General features: G+C 66.4%; 11 protein-coding genes and 1 pseudogene. 6 read left to right on the top strand and 6 right to left on the bottom strand.

Going from position 1 to position 18,803, the window contains the following annotated elements; translation table 11 throughout:
• Positions 1-188 precede the first annotated feature (188 nt).
• A complete protein-coding gene (locus BMG00_RS17280) occupies positions 189-6,089 on the bottom strand; it encodes a GEVED domain-containing protein (protein WP_245795080.1) in 5,901 nt (1,966 codons plus the stop codon).
• Between the two features lie 325 nt (positions 6,090-6,414).
• Here BMG00_RS17280 and BMG00_RS17285 point away from each other — a divergent pair, with 325 nt between their 5' ends.
• The 4 genes from BMG00_RS17285 (at position 6,415) to BMG00_RS17300 (ending at position 11,490) form a co-directional block, all read left to right on the top strand.
• Entirely contained in the window at positions 6,415-7,626 is a 1,212-nt protein-coding gene (locus tag BMG00_RS17285; protein ID WP_078575337.1) for a glycosyltransferase, read from the top strand.
• 202 nt (positions 7,627-7,828) lie between these two features.
• Positions 7,829-8,701 carry a glycosyltransferase gene (locus BMG00_RS17290; protein WP_078575338.1) on the top strand — a complete coding sequence of 291 codons (873 nt, stop codon included), beginning with the start codon at positions 7,829-7,831 and terminating at the stop codon, positions 8,699-8,701.
• 6 nt (positions 8,702-8,707) lie between these two features.
• On the top strand, positions 8,708-9,952 hold the full coding sequence (locus BMG00_RS17295) for an MATE family efflux transporter (RefSeq protein WP_078575339.1): 1,245 nt from the start codon (positions 8,708-8,710) through the stop codon (positions 9,950-9,952).
• Positions 9,953-10,026: 74 nt separating this feature from the next.
• Entirely contained in the window at positions 10,027-11,490 is a 1,464-nt protein-coding gene (locus BMG00_RS17300) for a mannose-1-phosphate guanylyltransferase/mannose-6-phosphate isomerase (RefSeq protein ID WP_078575341.1), read from the top strand.
• A gap of 145 nt (positions 11,491-11,635) precedes the next feature.
• On the opposite strand, the gene BMG00_RS17305 is transcribed toward BMG00_RS17300, so the two are convergent.
• From BMG00_RS17305 to dsbD, 3 genes are read right to left on the bottom strand one after another with little or no spacing between them, the layout of a single operon-like run.
• Positions 11,636-12,244, bottom strand: coding sequence for a DsbA family protein (locus tag BMG00_RS17305; protein WP_078575343.1), 609 nt, complete (start codon positions 12,242-12,244; stop codon positions 11,636-11,638).
• Positions 12,241-12,996, bottom strand: a complete 756-nt coding sequence (locus tag BMG00_RS17310) for a L,D-transpeptidase (RefSeq protein WP_078575344.1) — start codon at positions 12,994-12,996, stop codon at positions 12,241-12,243. The genes BMG00_RS17305 and BMG00_RS17310 overlap by 4 nt, the downstream gene beginning before the upstream one ends.
• Positions 12,993-14,807 (bottom strand): protein-disulfide reductase DsbD, encoded by a 1,815-nt coding sequence (gene dsbD, locus BMG00_RS17315; protein ID WP_245795081.1) that lies wholly within the window; start codon positions 14,805-14,807, stop codon positions 12,993-12,995. The genes BMG00_RS17310 and dsbD overlap by 4 nt, the downstream gene beginning before the upstream one ends.
• A 139-nt stretch (positions 14,808-14,946) precedes the next feature.
• On the opposite strand from dsbD, the gene BMG00_RS17320 reads away from it, so the two are divergent.
• Positions 14,947-15,642 carry a response regulator gene (locus BMG00_RS17320; RefSeq protein ID WP_078575346.1) on the top strand — a complete coding sequence of 232 codons (696 nt, stop codon included), beginning with the start codon at positions 14,947-14,949 and terminating at the stop codon, positions 15,640-15,642.
• 17 nt (positions 15,643-15,659) lie between these two features.
• The gene (locus BMG00_RS17325; RefSeq protein ID WP_281251079.1) at positions 15,660-16,982 is read left to right on the top strand and encodes a sensor histidine kinase; all 1,323 of its coding nucleotides are present in this window, start codon (positions 15,660-15,662) and stop codon (positions 16,980-16,982) included.
• A gap of 354 nt (positions 16,983-17,336) precedes the next feature.
• On the opposite strand, the gene BMG00_RS17330 is transcribed toward BMG00_RS17325, so the two are convergent.
• Both BMG00_RS17330 and BMG00_RS17685 read right to left on the bottom strand, forming a co-directional pair.
• Positions 17,337-18,449 (bottom strand): ABC transporter permease, encoded by a 1,113-nt coding sequence (locus BMG00_RS17330; protein ID WP_078575348.1) that lies wholly within the window; start codon positions 18,447-18,449, stop codon positions 17,337-17,339.
• A 3-nt stretch (positions 18,450-18,452) separates the two neighbouring features.
• Positions 18,453-18,803, bottom strand: a pseudogene (locus BMG00_RS17685) (ABC transporter permease); the annotation flags it as partial.

Genomic DNA, 18,803 nt, shown 5'->3' on the forward strand with positions numbered 1-18,803 from the left:
ACGTGATCCGCGTGCGGTGACGCCATCCCCTGTCATCCTGCCGACGCCTGCCTGTCGCCGGGCGCCCGCAAAGGGAGAGGGCCAAGCTTCCCGAGACCCGTGATAGGAAAAAGGGCAGGGCGCCTGCGCGCCCCGCCCGTCTCGTCGTCAGCTGCCGCCCCGACCCGAGGCCGGGGCGCGTATCACGCTCAGGGCGTGATCCGCACCTCGAAGCTCACCGCGCCGGACGCGCCCGGAAGCATCAGCCCGGTGCAGTCCCACCGCAGGTTGCCCGCGTAGCCGGCCGCGTTCGCCGCCGGCTCGGCCAGGGTGCAGCTCATCCCGCCCACCGCGATCGGGGAGGGGACCGCGCCCGCAAGCGTGGTGTAGGGCGGCGTGCGGTCGTAGATCTTGACCTCGCTCGCGGGGAGGGCCGTCGGGTTCTCGACCGCGATGCGGTATTCGAGGATATCGCCCGGCGCGCCGCCGTTGCGCAGGCCTTCGGCCCCGCCCTTGGTCACGTTGCGCACGGTCTTCGAGAGCTTCAGCTCGGCCACCTGGCCCGAGGAAACGAGCCGGTCGGTGTTGCTGTCGATCTCGCTAACCCCCGTCGCGCCGTAGCTGGTGGCCGCGTCGAGCTGGAAGACATAGCTCGCATTCGGACCAAGGGCCGAGCTGGCCGAGACGCGCGCCACGAGGCAGATCTCGGTATCAGCGGCGGTCGGCAGAGGCCCGGTGATCGCGACATCGGTCGAGCCGTCGCAGCCCAGATCCTGGAACAGACCCACCGAATAGCCGTTCGTCGGGGTCTCGCTGATCGTCGTCACCGAGAAATCCACGAGACCCGAACCGTCGGCGGTATAGCGGTGATAGAGCATCACCACCTGACCCGCCGAGATCGCGCCCGACTGGCTCTCGCTCAGCCGCGCCTCGCGCAGCAGACCCACATCGAGACCGGCGTAATCGGTGCCCGCCGCCACGGTGAAGGTGAAGGCGCCGTCGCGCGGATCGGTGTCGATCTTGCCGGGAAGGGCCGTGGGGGTTTCGGAGATCACCTGATGGCCTTCGCCTGCGGTGACCTGAACGGTCACTTCGCCCGCATAGCCATCGGGCAGGACCAGCGACCAGGTGCCATCGGCGGCGATCTCGGGCGTGTCGATCAGCACGCCGCCCGCGTCGAAGACCTCGACCTTCGCCGCAGCCGAACCCGGCTCGCCCGCGTCGGGCACGCCGTCATAGGCCACGCCGCCCGCGCCGTTATCGAGGAACACCGTGCCCGAGAGCACCCCCCCCGCACCGCTCAGCGCGATGGTGGCGAAGGCCTCGTCATCATCGGCGATCCCGTCCGCGAGATCATCGGTCAGCGCACCCACCGCCGGATCGCTGTCCGGGTCGGGCTGGTCGGCGGCGACGATCTCGGCGGCGTTCGTGTGCTCGCCCGTCGCGTTCATCGTGACGGTGATCGCCAGCGTGACCGTCTCGCCGCTCGCGACCGCGCCAATGTCCCAGATCCCGGTCGAGGGGTCGTAGCTGTCGCCAAGCGCGGCTGCATCGTCCGACACATAGCTGTAGCCATCGGGCAGCAGATCGCGGACCTGCACCCCGGTCGCGCCCGACGGGCCGTCATTTGTCACGCTCACGCGGATCTCGATCGTGGCACCGGCGGCGGCCTCGGTCAGCGGCGTGCCCGAGGGATCGGTGATCGCGAGCGACACCGACAGGTCCGCGCTTTGCGCCCCCTCAGCATAGCCGAAATTCTGATCGGAGGTGTCCGCCCCTTGCGTCACCACCACACCCGTCAGCGGGTTCGTCGTGGCGACCAGATAGCCCGCGGGCGTATCGGTATCGGCGGCGTCCACCTCGATCCGGTAGGTCTTGGTCGCATCGACGGTGGCGAAACTGTAGGTGCCATCCGCCGCGCTCTCGGTCGTTGCGACCTGGATATCGTCGGCGGGATCGGCCGGCGTGCCGTTGTCGTCGTAAAGCGTCACCGTGATCGCACCGACCGCCGTCTCGCCCGCGTCATAGGCGCTGTTGAGATTGGCGTCGACATAGAGACGGCCCGAGATCGACCCCTCGACGAAGACGGTCGAGGTAAAGGGACCGGGGGCGCGGCACGAGGCCCCGTCATTGCCCTGATAGGTCAGATCGGCCACCGTTCCCTCGACCTCGATGAAGCTGAAGCTGGCGGGGCGATTGCCCTCGGTGCCGACCTCGACCGCGAAGACCTGGCGGGTCTGGTTGTCGAAGAGATAGAGGAAGCCCGAACCGTCGAACCAGACCGAATCCGGGTCCATCGCGAAGATCCCCGCAGGCAGCGGCACGTTGCCGACAGCCGTGATCGTGGTCGCGCCGGGCGTACCGCCAAGTGGGTCGATCGCGTAGATATTGCGGTTCGAGTCGATGAAATACAGCAGGCCGTCACGCGGGTTATAGGCGATATCGCGTCCGTAAAGCGTGCTCTGCCCGGTATCGAGGATACCAAGCGCCACGGGGTTCAGCGGGTCCGAGATGTCCAGAAGCTGATAGTGGCCGAAATTGGTGCCCGACATGTAGACCATCACGCCATTGGGCAGGATATCCGACGAGGTATCGGGCGATTCGATCGTCAGACCCGAGATGTCCGCGACCTCCTGCACCGCGCCCGAGGCGGTGATCCGCATCAGCGTGCGCGGGCTTTGCCGGACGCCGTAGATATAGCCGTCGAGCTCGTTAAAGCCCCAGCCGGTCACCAGATAGTTGCCGGTGTAATCGGGCGGAAGCAGGGTCTGCGAGAGGGTGTAGACGCCCCCCGATTCCGTCACCATCAGCTCGCTCAGCGCGGGCAGGTTCTGCGCGGTCTCGGTCGCGACCATGTAGAACGTGTCGGTACAGGCGAACGGGCCGTTCGGATTGGTGATCGTCACCAGGTAATCCTCGACCTCGCCGTCGAGGTTGAGCCCGTCGAACGGGTCGGAGGTGAGCGCAGAGCTGGTGGACCAGCGCAGGCGGGCATAGCTCTGCCCCGAAACCGCATTGGCGGGCACCGGGATGTCGAGGGTGATCTGGTTGTTGAACACCCCGTCGAGATCGCCCGTCCCGCCATCGCGGTAGTCGATCGCTACCTGTTCGCTCGCGTCGAACACGCCGTTGCGGTTGAAATCGACCCAGAGCTGGAGATTGGTGATCCCGCTCGTCACCGGAAGGCCGAGGTCATACTGGATGCTCAATGTCTCGTGGGTGACGACGGTCAGCTGCGTCGTGGTCCCGCCAACGAGGTTGGGGAAGGCGGCGATCGCGTCTTCGTCGTCGATCCCCGCAAGGTCGTCGGCATCGGCGCTGACGCTGTTTTGCTGCACGACCTCGGTGTCGGGCAAGCCCAGACCCAGATAGATATCCGGCACGACAATGTGACGCGGATCGCCATAGGAGGCGGGCGCGTCGCCCCGGTCCACAAGGTCGGCCGCCGCGATCAGGAGCGTGTAATCCTCGACCTCGCCGTCGGGTGCGAGCGAGACGGGCAGCAAGCCCTGCTGCGAACTGTAGCGGAAGCGCGCGAAGGTGGCCGAGGTCGTCGCGTCGCTCGGGACGGTGACCGTGATCTGGATCACGCCATCGCCCGCGACCGCGTCCGAGCCCGTGCCATCGTCGCGCAGATCGGTCGCGATGCGTTCGCCGAGGGTCTCCTCGAACACGCCATCGCCGTTGAAGTCGATCCAGCCCTGCAGGAAGGCATCGCCCGTGACCAGCACGTCGATCGTCGTGATCATGCCCTGGGTCAGCGCCGGGAAGGTCACCGCGTCCTCGTCATCCACGCCCAGAAGGTCGTCGGCAGTGGCGGTGCTGTCGGATTGCGCGACAAGTTCCGCATCCGGCGGGACGGTCCCGAGATAGATGCTCTGCGTGGCTGACACCGCATGCGAGGCGATCAGGTAGTTCACCGGCGCGTCGCCGAAATCGAGACCGTCGCCATCATAGACCGCGATGGTGACGCGTGCGCGATCGCAATCCGCGGGGGTGACCGTATCGCACAGCTCGTAATCGATGGTGTAGATACCTGCCGGCACGCTGGAGGGCACGACCACGCGCCCCTCGTCGAGACCGCTCGTCACGAGGTAGGGGACGGGGTCGCCCGCGTTGAGCGGCTGGGCTTCGGCCAGGACGGTCAGGTCGGCGGTCACTGCCGTGGCGAGCAAGCCGTTGATCGTGTCGTTTCCGTAGACGTCGCCCGCCGTGCCACCCGCGAGGGCGTTGATCGGGGTCGAGGTGTAATCGTCATCGCGCGCGATCACGGTGGCCGAGGTGTCGGCAATCGCGCAGAGCAGGACCTGCGAGCCGCGCAGGCCGCTGTTCGTCGAAGTTCCGGTATAACCGTGGATGAAGCTCGCCTCGACGAAAGTGTCGAATTCGTAGGTCGCGTAGTTGTCGTAGGCGGTCTCGTTGGGTTCGTCGATCCAGTTCGTCGGATCACCGACCTTGGCCGGGTCCATCGCGATCGGCGTGCCGGGCGCGGGGAAGGAGGCCAGGGGCGCGGTGTTGAAATAGATGATGTTGTTGGGCGTCTCGACCGGGCCGACCACGTCCGAGCTGTCATCCGACGCGCCGAGACTGTCCACATCGGTCTGCATCACGATCAGGCCGTTGAAACCGCTCTGGTCGATCGGCTCGCCTTGCGGGTTCGCAACCGTCGCCGTGCCGTCCTTCACGAGGCGCAGCTTGTAGGTCAGATAGCCGTTGTTGGTCGGCACCATCCGCGCCTGGATGCTCGAATCGAGCTGCACCTCGGTCGCGTTGTTGACCGAGGTCAGCTGGAAGGTCACATCGACCGGATTGCCGTTCTTGTCGCTGGTGACGTTGTCGAAGACGAAGATATCGGCGAGCGTCGGCGCGGCGGCGCTGCCCGGACCTGCGATCTGGGTGCGCGGCTTCGAGAATACGGTGGTCGGCTGGCAGCTCAGCGGGCCCGAGCCGAAATTCGGCTCGGAGAGAGGGACGGGCAGGGTGACGCTGTTCGACGGCAGGCGATTGACGAAATCGCTGCCGATGGCGCCGATCCCGGCGGTGGCCGTGCTGGTCAGATTGCCTGCCAGCGCATCTGCCACGCTGACGGTATAGGCCGCGCTACAGGTCAGGCTGCCGCCCGGAGCCACGGGTGCGGTGATCGCGGGACAGCTGACGGTGCCGAGCTGGGAATCCTCGATCACGACATCCTGCCCGGTGTTGAAGGGCAGGGTGCCGGTATTGGTCACGATATAGGTATAGGTCAGCGTATCGCCCGCAATCGCCGAAGCCGGCGAGACGCTGCGCGACAGCGAGATGCTCTGGTCGACGGTGAAGAAGGCTTCGGCGAACATGCCGATGCCGCGCGCGCCCGGATTATAGTTCTGGAAGACGGGGTAATTGCGCACGTTCTGGATACTCTCATCATACCAGAAGGTCACCGAGGAGGTGCCATTGGGAAAGTTCGCGCGCACCGTCCCGGTATAGTCGTTGGGCGAAGTCGGGGAGCCGGTCGGCCCCTCGTTATAGATACATTGCGCCTGGTTCGCGCTCAGCGTTCCGGTCAGGCCAGAACCGGGGCCGGGGCCGACGACGATCGAAGGCGTCGGGCTCAGCGCGGTGAGGGTCGGGTTGCCGTTGTCGCCAAAGGCGGTCACGAAATCGCAGCGGTCCGAGGTCGCATTGTTGTCGGTCGCGTCGATGTCGAGCACGTCGATTCGCAGGTTGTCGACCTGCACCGCGACACCGCCCGAGCTTGCCGAAACGGTGTTGATGATCCGGTTGTCACCGATCGCGCCTCCGTTGAGCGGCGCATCCGCGACAAGGATCAGCGACTCGATATTGCCGCCGAAGATGAGGTCGTCATCGGGGGACTGAACGGTCTGGCCCGACCCGTTGACGAAGCTCACCAGAGGTCCGTTCACCTCGACGCGCACATCCACCGCGAAGCCGTATTGGTCATAGAGCGTCCGGTCGAGCGGCCCCTTGAACCCGGCGGGCCAGTCGAATGCGCCCCAGTCGATGGTGAACTCGCCGGCTTTGACGGGCGCTGCGGCAAAGGCGAGCGCCCCCGCCAGGGCGAGGGGGAGGGACAGGGCTGGCATCGAAAGCCGCGACACTGGCTTGAACACGGGAGTTACCTCAGTCTGATCCTGCGAAGAACTTCCCGGACGTGCGGGGCCGGCAGGGAGGCGGCACCCGCGCGCAGTGATTCCGGGATCTGCGACACAGTCCCAAACTCGCAAAAATCGGCGGGAATTTCCCGGGTGCGAGGGGAGAGTCCCGGGACGATCGGGATAGCCCTCCTATCCGATCGCATAGCGGCCCCCTGTCCGAATTCGCGGGCCAGTCTGCTCTTGCACACGCGCGCCGCGCCGGGCGCTGCGGTAGAAAGGTGACAAGGCGACAACACGCCATCCAGACAATCACCGACGACCCCCGCAAAGGACCTCCGCCATGCCGAAGCCGCAAACGATCGCTCTCGTCACCGCATTCCCTCCCGGCCGACAGAGCCTCAACGAATACGGCCTGCACCTCGCGAAAGAACTTGCCGAGTGCCCGGACGTGGCGGAGGTCGTGGTGATCGCGGACAAGCTGCCGATCCGCATGGAAGAGCTCGATCTCGGCCCGAAGATCCGCGTGCGCCGCGTCTGGTCGTTCAACTCGGTCAAGGCGGGGCCGTCGATCCTGCGCGCGCTGTGGCGCGAAGAGGTGGACAGCGTGCTGTGGAATGTGCAGGTCGCGAGCTTCGGCGATCGCGAACTGCCCGCGGCGCTTGGCCTCTTCACCCCGGCCATCGCGCGATTGATGGGATGGCGCAGCGGCGTGCTGGCCCATAACCTCGTCGCGGGCATCGACCTCGAGAATACCCAGCTGAAAGGCAAGCCGATCCGCCAGGCGATCGTGCGCGCCGGGGGCGCTGTCGTGGCCCGCGCGCTGGCTGCGGCGGATTACATGACCGTCACGCTGCCTTCTTACGAAAAGATGCTCAAGGCGCGCTTCCCCCGTGCCGAGATTCACCACGTTCCGCATGGCACCTTCGACACGACCGCGCGCCAGCTCCCCGCGCTGGCAGACCGTCCGAAACGGATCGTCACGATGGGCAAGTTCGGCACCTACAAGCGGCTCGAAACCCTGCTCGCCGCCTTCGACCTGCTGCGCGCTCTTCCCGAATTCCGCGGCTACGAGCTGGTGATCGGCGGCATGGACCACCCGGCTACCCCCGGCTACATGGCCCGCCTCGCCGAGGAGCGCCGCAACGACCCGGCGGTGATCTTCCACGGCTATGTCGCCGAAGAGGACGTGCCGGAATTCTTCTCGCAGGCGCGTCTGAGCGTCTTCGACTATTCGGCCACCACCGGAAGCTCGGGCGTTCTGCACCAGGCGGCCACCTACGAGACCATCCCGGTCTTCCCCCGGATCGGAGATTTCGTGGACCTGTGCGAACACGAGGGCCTGAAGGGCGCGAATTACGCCCCCGGCAAATCGGTCGAAATGGCCTTCGCGATGCGCGACATCCTTGGCCGTCCCGAAGAGGCGCAGAAACTCGCACGCAGCAATCGCGCCGCCACGCAGGGCATGTCGCTCTCGCGCGTGGCCCGCTTCCACGCCGCCATGCTGCGCATGAACCGACACCAGAGACGGGCGATCCTGAAGGTCAGCAGCTGACCTTACCCCACACCCCCTTTCCCCCAACAGGATCGTCGTCGTGTGGCCTGCCTGAAAAGGTGGGCCACACGTCATTTCGGGCGCGCCCGCCATACTCGGATAGGTCACCTATCCTTTTGAGATAAATCGTTATTCTTGCGCGACTGAGACTCTTGCGCAGCCTTTTGCGAGACATGGTTAAACGCAATCCAAAGGTGCTGCCATGAACGCCATTCTCTCGCATCCCATCGCCTCAGGCGGACATGGCGAGCCCCGCCGCCTCCGTATGTCCCGCCCGCGCGCGCTGATCGTCGTGCCCTGCTACAACGAGGCCGAGCGCTTCAATCACGATGCCTTCGCGCAGTTCATCGCGCGCCATAACGGCGTCGATTTCGTCTTCGTCAACGATGGCAGCACCGACGCCACCGAGGCCCGCCTCGAGGCTCTGCGCGCCGAGTATCCGCAGCGCGTGACCGTGCTGCGCCTGAGCCGGAATTCGGGCAAGGCCGAGGCGGTGCGCCAGGGCCTGCTGCATGCCTGCGGCCGCGGCGTGAGCCATGTCGGCTACTGGGACGCGGATCTCGCAACCCCGCTCGACGCGATCCCGGATTTCCTGCGCGTGATCGACCGCGATCAGGACGTGCAGGTCGTCTATGGCGCGCGCCTGCGGATGCTGGGCCGCCGGGTCGAGCGCCGTTTCTCGCGCCGGATCGTCTCGGCGATCTGCGCCACGCTCGCCCGCCAGGTGCTGAGCCTGCCGATCGGCGACTCGCAATGCGGCGCGAAGATGCTGCGCAACACGCCCTCGCTCTGCCTCGCGCTGTCGGAGCCCTTCAACGCGGGCTGGCTGTTCGACGTGGAGCTGTTCTTGCGCCTCAAGGAACGTTTCGCCGCGATCGAGAGCCGCCACGCCTTCTTCGAGCAGCCGCTGGTGGAATGGGACGAGGTGCCCGGCTCGAAGGTCTCGGGCAACGCGATCCTGCGCAGCGGCATGGAAATGCTCAAGCTGCTCGGCCGCGCCCGCCTCGGTCTGAACTTCTCTCCCAAACCAACCGCCGCTCCGGTCACCGCGACCGTCTGCGCCCCTGCCAACTGATCCGCCATGATAAGCCTCGTCCGAAATAGCGACTCGCTTCGCCTCCTTCTCGTCACGCCCGCCGTCGCGATCTTTGCCTCCTCGATGCTGGTGAATGTCGGCAACCTCGGCTTCAACATGATCTTCAGTCGGCTGATGGGACCCGAGCTGTTCGGAAGCCTCGCCTTCCTGCTGACGCTGAAACTCTCGGCGCTGTCGCTGTTCGGCGCGGCGCAGATGGCGGTGAGCCACCTCGTCTCGGCCCGTCCGGTGACCGAGCGCAGCTCGCTTCTTGCGGCGCTGGCGCGGCTCGACACCGGCCTGCTTGCGATACTCGCGGCGCTCTGTCTGCCCATCGGGATCGCGCTTTGGGCGGTGCTCGGCCCGGCCAGCCTCTCTCCCATCCTGCTGCTTGCCGCGATGCCCTTCGGCGCATCGCTGAGCCTGCTTCGCGGCGTCAGCTTCGGCGGGCTCAAGACCGGCCGGATTGTCCTGTCCGCCAATCTCGAAATGGCGGTGCGCCTGGTCTTCGCGCTTGTCGCCTGGAAGGTCGGCCTGGGACTGCCCGGCGTGATCGGCGCCATCACGCTTTCGATCATCGCAGGCTGGATGGTCCTGCTTGCCGAGGTTCCGCGCCGCCGCGCCAGCCCCACCGAGCCCGGCCTGGTCTTCGCGATCGGACTTGGCGCCGCGCCCTTCGCTCTTTTGCAACTGGCGCAGGTTTTCGTTCTCGACGGCGACATCTTCATCGCCCGCTCGACCCTCCCGACGCAGGAGGGCGGGTTCATCGCCGCGCTGTCGCTGTTCCAGCGCATCCAGTTCTTCGCCTGTCTCTCCCTTGCCGCCGTGCTGCTGCCCGACCTCACACGTGCACGGCGTGAAGGACAGGCGCTAGGGGCGGCGCTCGCCCCGGTCGCCGTGCTCTTCGCTGCCGTGAGCATCGCCGTGGTGAGCGCCTGCACCCTGGCCCCCGAGAGGATGATCTCGCTGCTGGTCGGCTCGGGTTACGCCGAGGCCGCGCAGCATCTGCCTTTCGCCGCGCTCTCCGCCATTGCCTTCACCTTCAGCTACCTCACCGCGACGGCGCTCGTCGCCCTGGGAGATCACCGCGGGATCTGGCTGTGCGTGGGCATCGCCGCCCTGCAACTGGCCACGATGGCCATGACCCCCGATCCGAGCCTTGCCGGCTATGTCGGCATCAAGCTCGGCTGCCAGCTTCTCGCAGCGCTTGTCAGCGCAGCCCTCATTGCGAGGAGCGTGCTGCGAAGATGAACCGACGGGCTCCGGTGGTCGCGCAGGGCCACCGGAGCCCGTATTTCCTGAAATTCTTAGAAAGAGTGAAACCTATGTCGCAGGATACACTTGACGCCACCATCCACCCCGTTCTTCTGTGCGGAGGGTCGGGCACACGTCTTTGGCCGCTTTCGCGCAAGTCCTACCCCAAGCAATTCGTGCGCCTGATGGGCGAGGAAAGCCTGTTCCAGGCCTCGGCCAAGCGGCTCTCGGGCCATGGCTTCGCCGCACCCTCGGTGATCACCGGCGCGGATTTCCGCTTCGTGGTGATCGAACAGCTGGCTGCCCTCCAGATCGCGCCCGCCGATATCCTGATCGAGCCTTGCGCCCGGAATACCGCCGCGGCGATCTGTGCCGGCGCTCTGGTGCTGGAGGCGCGCAAACCCGGCGCGCTGATGCTGGTCGCGCCCTCCGATCATGTCATTTCCGACGCCGGGGCCTTCCGCGCCGCCGTCAAAGCCGCCGCACCTGCGGCCGAGGCGGGCCAGCTCGTCACCTTCGGTATCCGCCCCGATCGCCCCGAAACCGGCTATGGCTGGCTCGAACTGAGCGAAGCCCCCGACGCGGAGTTTTCCGCCACGCCCCAGCCGCTCAAATCCTTCGTCGAAAAGCCCGATCTGGCAAAGGCCGAGGCGCTGCTGCAAGACGGGATGCACCTGTGGAATGCCGGGATCTTCCTGTTCTCGACCACGACGATCCTGAAGGCATTCGCCAGATACGCGCCCGACACGCTTGCGCAGGTTCGGGGCGCGGTGGCCGGAGCGGTGCGGGATCTGGGCTTCACCCGTCTTGCGCCCGCGCCCTGGAAGGGGCTCGAGGATATCTCGATCGACTATGCGGTGATGGAACGTGCCGACAATCTCTCCGTCGTGCCCTATGGCGGGGCGTGGTCGGACCTTGGCGACTGGCAGGCGGTCTGGCGCGAGCAGAAACCCGATGAAAACGGCATTGTCACCGCCGGCGCGGCCACCGCCATCGACTGCAAGGAGTCGCTGCTGCAATCGACCAGCGAGGCGCAGCAGCTCGTGGGTATCGGTCTTGAAGACATCATCGCGGTCGCGATGCCCGATGCGGTGCTGGTGGCCCACAAGTCCCGCGCACAGGATGTCAAGAAAGCCGTCGCCGAGCTGAAGGCCAAAGGCGCCGCGCAAGCCGAGACCCTGCCCCGCGATTTCCGCCCCTGGGGCTGGTATGAGAGCCTTGTGGTCGGCCAGCGTTTCCAGGTCAAACGCATTCATGTCCACCCCGGTGCCGCGCTGAGCCTGCAAAGCCACCACCACCGTGCCGAACACTGGATTGTCGTCGCGGGGACGGCACAGGTCACCGTGGATGACGAGGTGAAACTCGTGACCGAGAACCAGTCGGTGTATATCCCGCTCGGGGCCGTTCACCGCATGGAGAACCCCGGCAAGGTGCCGCTGACGCTGATCGAGGTGCAGACCGGCGCCTATCTCGGCGAGGATGACATCATCCGCTATGACGACGTCTATGCACGCGGGCAGGGCGCGCGGGGGTGAAGGCACTTCGGCGCAGAAGAGGCGAAGATCAGGCCGGAGAACATCCCCGACCTGATCTCGTGTGTCACTCAGCCTCGCTCGCTGCCCGATCCATCGGTCACGCCCTAGGCTGGCGGCCTGTCGCCGAAAACAGACGATCCGCGTCTCAGCTCTCGCGAGCCGCCTTGATCGCGCGGCGCAACGTGTCGGCATCGACGGCACCGGGATAGACGTCGCGCCCGATGATATAGGCGGGCGTGCCTTGCAGCCCGATCGCGATGGCTTGCTGGGAATTGCGGATGAGCAATCCGTCGATCGCCTTGCGGTCGGCCTTGTAGCTCGCCTCGGCCTCTTTCGGATCGACCCCCGCCGCGGCGAGCGTGCTGTCGATCTGCGCGTTCGTGAGCTTGCCCTTCGTCGCCATAAGCGCCTCGAGCGCGACCTCGTATTTGCCCAGACCCTGCGCGCCAAGCGCCAGTTGCGAGGCATAGACCGAGGGCGCGCCGAAGATCGGCCAATCCTTCATCACCACGCGCAGGTCGCCGTCTTCCTTCATCACCTGCTCGACGACCGGATGGTTCGATTTGCAGAACGGGCACTGGTAGTCGAAATATTCGACAAGGGTGACATCGCCCTGCGGGTTGCCGAGCGCCGGGGCGTCGGGGTCGTTGAACACCGCCTGCGGCGAGATGTCGGCCGCCTGTCCCGCACGGGGCAGGATGAAGAGCGCCGAGCTGGCACCGGCGAGTGTAAGGAAATGTCTGCGGTCGATCATGTCTGGTCTCCTGTGGGATCGGTTTGGGGGAAATCCTCGGGGTTGTAGGCGATGGGCGGCAGCGGCTGGCCCGGTGGCACCGTGCCCTTGCCGCTTTCCGCGCGGGTCAGCACCACGACTTGCGTGCCCGAGCGCACCCTCTCGGCGAGGTCGATGATGTCCTGGTTGAACAGCCGGATGCAGCCTGCCGACGTCGCCTTGCCGATGCTGGAATCGTCCATCGTTCCGTGGATGCGATAGAGCGTGTCCTTGTTGCCCTGATGCAGATAGAGCGCACGCGCGCCCAGCGGATTGTCGAGCCCGCCGTCGAGCCCGTCCTTCACCGGCCCGTAGAGCGCGGGATCCTCCTTGATCATGCTTTGCGTCGGCGTCCATTTCGGCCAGTCGCGTTGGTAGGGGATATGCGCCTCGCCCGCGAAACCGCGCCCGTCCTCGCCTACGGCGACGGTGTAGCGCAGCGCACGGTCGTTCTTCTGCACGAGGTAGAGCCTGCGCGCCCAAGGGTCGACGACGATGGTGCCGGGCGGCTCGTCGGTCCAGTAATCGACCTCCTGCCGGGCTTTCTCGTCGCTGAGAAATTTCGGGTTCACCGCCGGGATGACCCGCCCGTCATCCTCCATCGCGCCGTAGATCGCCTGCACGCGCGGGCTGAGTTGCGGCTCGGTCGCAGCGGGTGGTGGCTCGGCCGGCGGCTGGGGCGCGCAGGCGGCCATTGCGATCAGGGCGGGCAGGGCGAAGCGGGCGAGCGTCATTGCGCGATCTCCTCGAGCGATGCGGAGAGGGTTGCAGGGCTTACGTCCCCGACCAGCCGGGTGCCGGGGGCCTCCTTGTGATCGGGCGTCAGGAAGATCAGCGTCGGCGGCCCGATCACACCGAGCGATTTGAGCAGCGCCTGCTGCGGCGTACCGGTTTTCGTGACATCCACCGCGATCGGGGTGACGCGGCGCAGGGCGGCTTGAACTTGCGGGTCGGGGATGACCTCGCGCGCGATGGTGGCGCATTCGGTGCACCATTCGGCGGTGGTAATCAGCATCACCGGCGCGCCTTTCGCGGCATCGAGGGCCGCGCGGAGCGCCTCGGGGGTCTCGACATGGGCAAAATCGGCTTCGGTGAGTATCGCGCCTTGGGCGGGGGCGGGCGACGCGCCGATGCTCAGCCGGGCGAGGGGGCGCAGCGCATCGGAGGCCCCGCTCGCGGCCCCGACCGCCAGAAGCGCGCCAGCCAGAAGCGCCGCGAGGCCAAGCGCCCCGCCAAGGCGGCGCAGGCCCGGGCTGTCGGCCTCGAACCGATCTCGCCCGCCAAGCGCCACACCCGCCCCGATCAGCAGCAGCGCCCAGAGCGCCAGCACCACCGGACCCGCGATCACCCGGCCCAGAAGCCAGATCGCCACGGCGAGAAAGACAAAGCCGAAGGCGCGGTTGATCCCGGTCATCCACGCCCCCATGCGCGGCAGGATGGCGGAACCGAAGAGACCCACAGCCAGAAGCGGCACACCTTGGCCAAGCCCCAGCGCAAACAGCGCCGCTGCACCAAGCCCCGCATCGCCCGTCTGCGCGATATAGAGGAAAGCGCCCGCCAGCGGCGCGGTCACGCAGGGCCCGACGATCAATGTCGAGGTGAAACCCAGAAGGGCCGCCCCCGCCAGCGTGCCGCGCGGGCCCTTCAGCGCCCCGATCCGCGTGGTCAGTCCCTGAGGCAGCCGCAGTTCGAACAGCCCGAAGGAGGACAGGGCCAGCACGCCGAACAGGGCCGCGAGGGCGATCACCGTCGCCGGCGCCTGCATCAGGAATTGCAGGTTCTGCCCCGACCATGCCGCGACCACGCCCAGCAGTCCGAAGGCGAGCGCCATCGCAAGCACATAGGTTCCGGTGAGCGCCAGACCGCGGGCGGGCGTCAGCCCCTTGCCCTGCGCGCCGAGCATCCCGGCGACGATCGGCACCATCGGGAGAACGCACGGGGTGAAGGCCAGTAGCAGGCCAAACCCGAAGAAGCTTGCCACCACAAGGGCCCAGCCACCCTTCGCCGCGATCCCCGCGACAAGCCCGTCATCGGAGGAGAGGCGCAAGCCCTGATCCGATGCGTTCTCAACCGCTGCGGGGGCCGCATTCGCCGCCTGCGCATAATCGGGCGCCCCAAAGCCTTGCGAAGAGGCGGCGGAGACCGAGGGATTCTCGGCACCGGGCGGCGGCGCGATCTCCCGGCTCTGCGGCGGGTAGCAAAGGCCCTTCTCCTCGCAGCCCTGCCAATGCAGGGTAAAGGCGCCGGTGATGCCGGAGACCGTCGCCTCGGTCCGGTCGTGCCAGACCTCGACGGTGCCGAAATTCGGATCGTCCTTCATCTCGCCGGGCTCGGTCGCGATCACCGGCGGCGCGCCGTCCTCGGCACTGACGGTCAGGTGGTCGCGATAAAGGTAATAGCCTTTCGCGATGTCGATCGAGACCGCGAGCGTCCCGTCGCCTTGCCAGTGCGTTTCGACCTGAAAGGCCTGTTCGGGGGAGAGGGGCGCCGCGCCCGAGGGCTTGAGCAGCTCGAACCCTTGCGCCGCGGCGAGGCCAGGCAGCAAGGTGAGCGCGAGGAGGAGGCCCCAGAGGGCGCGGCATGGCGGGAGGAGGGAAGGTCGTGCGATCATGTTGGCCGGATCCCCGGCGAATCTTAAGTCAGCCTTAAGGTTGGCGCGGTCCAAGGGCGCAAAAGGAGAAAAGATGCGCATACTCGTTGTCGAAGATGACGGCATTCTGGCCGACGGCCTTCGGGCCGGGCTCGGCATGGCCGGGTTCACCGCGGATGTGGTGGGCTGTCTGGAGGATGCGCGCGCGGCGCTGGCTGCGAACGACTACGCGGCCCTTGTGCTCGATCTGATGCTGCCCGATGGATCGGGGCTCGATTTGCTGCGCGAATTGCGGGCGGGCCGGGCGGCGGTGCCGGTTCTTTTGCTGACTGCGCGCGATCAGGTCGGGGACCGGGTGGCGGGGCTTGATGCCGGGGCGGATGATTACCTCGGCAAGCCCTTCGATCTCGACGAACTGGCCGCGCGGCTCAGGGCTCTGACGCGCCGGGCGGAGGGGCGCGCCTCGGGCCGGATCGTCCATGACGGGCTGGAGCTGGAACCCGCTGCGCGTCTCGCCAGCTTCGACGGTCGTCCGCTGAAACTCTCGCGCCGCGAATTCGCCGTGCTGCAGGCGCTGGCCGAACGGCCGGGGCGGGTGCTGGCGAAATCCGATCTCGAGGACCGGCTTTACGGCTGGGACGAGGAGGTCGAAAGCAACGCCGTCGAGGTCCATATTCACCACCTGCGCGCCAAGCTCGGCCGCGACTTCATCGAAACCCTGCGCGGTATCGGCTACCGCCTGCGCCCTCAGGAGAGCTCGCCATCTCGCTCCGCCTCCGCCTCTTCCTGATCCTGACCGGGGCCACGCTGGCCGTCTGGCTCTCGGCTGTGCTCTGGATCGAACATTCGACGCGCGCCGAACTGACGCGGGTGCTCGACGCGCGGCTGGTCGAGGCCGCGCGGATGGTCTCGTCGCTGGTGTCGAGAAACCAGATCGCGCTCAACCGCGACGACCCGGCGCGGATCTCCCTGCCCGACAGCGCAGATTACGAGCATCAGCAATTCTGCCAGATCTGGTCCTTCACGAACGGGCTGGTCGGGCGCTCGGACGGGGCGCCGCGCGCGCAGCTCGTGCCCGCGAATGCGACCGGGTTTCGCGATATCACCCAGGACGGCAAGGCGCTGCGCGTCTATACGATCGTCGATCCCGTGCTGGGCGGGCAGGTCACGGTCGGAGACAGTCTCGCCGTGCGTGACCGGCTCGTGCATGACGTGATCTCGGGATTTCTGTGGCCGGGGCTGGCGATCCTCCCGGTGATGTGGGGGTTGATCTGGCTGGCCATCAGCACGGGGCTGTCGCCGCTCGCCCGTCTCGCGCGTGAACTCGAGGCACGGCGCAGCGATGATCTGAGCGCTTTGCCCGCGACGACGACCCATCCGCAGGAGATCCGCCCCGTTGCGGCCGCGCTCGACGATCTTCTGGCCCGGCTCGCCGCAGCCCGCGCGCGTGAGCGGGATTTCATCGCCTTTGCCGCGCATGAAATGAAGACACCGCTCGCGGGTCTCAAGACGCAGGCGCATATCGCGCGGCGCGCGGAGGACAGCGCCGTGCGCGATCACGCCCTTCAGGCGATCTCGACATCGGTGGATCGCACCGACAGGATGGTGCACCAGCTGCTCGATCTCGCGCAGGTCGAGAGCCGCGAGAGGCGTGTCGCTCCGATTGATCTGGAAACGACGCTCGCGCAGGTGCTTGGCGATCTCGCGGATGTCGCGGATCGCCGAAATATCGGCCTCGCCCTCGATACAGGGGAGCGACCCGCCGCGATACGGGACGATCCCTTCCTGATCACCATTGCTCTGCGCAATCTGATCGAGAATGCCATTCAGGCGAGTCCGCTCGGCTCGGAGGTGCTCGTGCGTGTCGGCAGAACCGCATCGGGGATCCGGATCGACATTCGCGATGCGGGTCCGGGCCTGCCCCCGTCAATCGCTCGCGTCGCCCACGAGAAATTCGTCAAAGGCAACAATGTCGACCCGAGAGGTTCGGGCCTCGGCCTCGCAATCGCAAACGACGCTCTCATGCCGACGGGCGCAGAGATCCGTTTCGAGATGCAGGCCGACGGCCACCACACGATCGTGACGCTACCCCACGTCCCAGAGCCCGGACCCGAGCACGACGCGGGATAGACGAGGAGCGGCGGGGGGCTTCGCTCTGACCTTCTCTCTCGTCAGAGCACCCGGTCGGTCGAAAAACTCAGCGTCCACCACGCAGCGGTTGCCCGGTCTAGTCGAACCGTTCATTCGACAGCCCTCGGCTTGGCCTTGACCGTTCAATCACTGCGATTGCGAGGTCGCGGCGCAGCGTCGATTGTCACTTTCAATAGCACCTCCGGGCCGCCTCTTTCCAAGAGGCCTGACAACGTTCGCATTCCGGCCTCTGGGCAGCCGTGTGCGCTTCAAATCCCGGGCTCTCCGAAACCGTCGCCACGCCTCCGGCGTCGGGCGCGATCTTCGGAGCCACGCGGGACCGGCGGCACCGCGCTACCTCAGGAACGCGCGAAACCGGGCGTGAGCGATCATGAACAACCCGCAGCCAAGCACCGCCAATGCGACGAGTTGCGGCCAGACGATCGCCAGACCGGCGCCCCGGAACAGCACGGCTTCCGCGAACATGGCGAAATGTGTGTTCGGGGCCAGAAGCATCAGATCCTGGATGAACCAGGGCATGCTCTCGCGCGGCGTCACGGTGCCGGAGAGGACTTGCAGCGGGAGCAGGACCATCACGAGGAGCAAACCGAATTGCGGCATCGACCCCGCAAGCGTCGCGAGCATGATCCCGAGGGACGTGACCGCGAAGAGATCGAGCGCCGTGCCCAGCAGAAATAACGAAAGCGACCCCGCGACCGGCACTTGCAGCAATCCCTCGACGACAACCAAGAGCGAAGCGGCGGCGGCCACGACGACAACCAGCCCCATCGACCAGACTTTGGCGAGCATGATCTCGAGCGACGAAACCGGCATCACCAGAAGATGCTCGACGGTGCCGTGTTCGCGTTCCCGGATCAGCGCGGCTCCGGTCAGGACAATGCCAAGCATCGTCACCATCGTGATGATGTTCGAGAGCGCCCCGAACCAGGTCGGGTTCAGCCCCGGATTGAAGCGTGCGCGCAGATCGAGCCCGACCGGCAAACTCGTCTCGTCACGATGCCGCGCAAGGAATGAATTCACCTCGGAGGTCACGATCTGCTGGACATAGCCCGTGCCGGTAAAGGCCTGACTCATGCGCGTCGCGTCCACATTGAGCTGCAGCGCGGGGGAACGTCCGGCCAGAACGTTCGCCTCGAAATCCGGCGGGATCGAGAGCGCGAAAGTGTCGGTCCCCGCATCCATCCGCGCATCCATCTGCGTCGGCGTGATCAGCGTGGGCGGCATGAAATAGGGGGGATAGAACGCATCGGTGATTTGCTGGGACAGCGGCGAGCGATCCTCGTCGACGATGGAGATCGGCGCTTTGTTCAGGTTCTCCGGCATCGACTTTGCGCCGGTATAGATCGCCAGTGTGAACGCGTAGACGATGAGGACCATCAGCATCGGATCGCGGACCAGTCCACGAAGCTCCTTGATTCCCAGATGCAGGACGTTCATCGCACGCATTGCCTACCTCGCCTGTTTCTTCAGAAGCGCGACGCCGAGGCCGAAAATCACGGGCACGGAAAGGGCCATGGCCAGAAGGTCGGGCCCAAGCGCATCGAAACCGAGCGCTTTGGAAAAGACACCGCGCGAGACCGTTACGAAATAGCTGGCGGGATAGACGTTCCCGATAAAGGCGCCCAAGCCTTCGAGCGATGACACCGGGTCGACCAGACCGGAGAATTGCACGGCTGGCAGCAGCGTCAGGAGCGAGGTCGCGAAAATGGCGGCGATCTGACTCGAGATGAAGCTGGAGATGACAAGGCCCATGCCCGTCGCGAAGATGACGTAAAGCAGCGCGGCGAGGCTGAGCGCGGC

It is taken from the genome of Thioclava marina (genome assembly GCF_002020135.1).
Lineage (GTDB): Bacteria > Pseudomonadota > Alphaproteobacteria > Rhodobacterales > Rhodobacteraceae > Thioclava > Thioclava marina.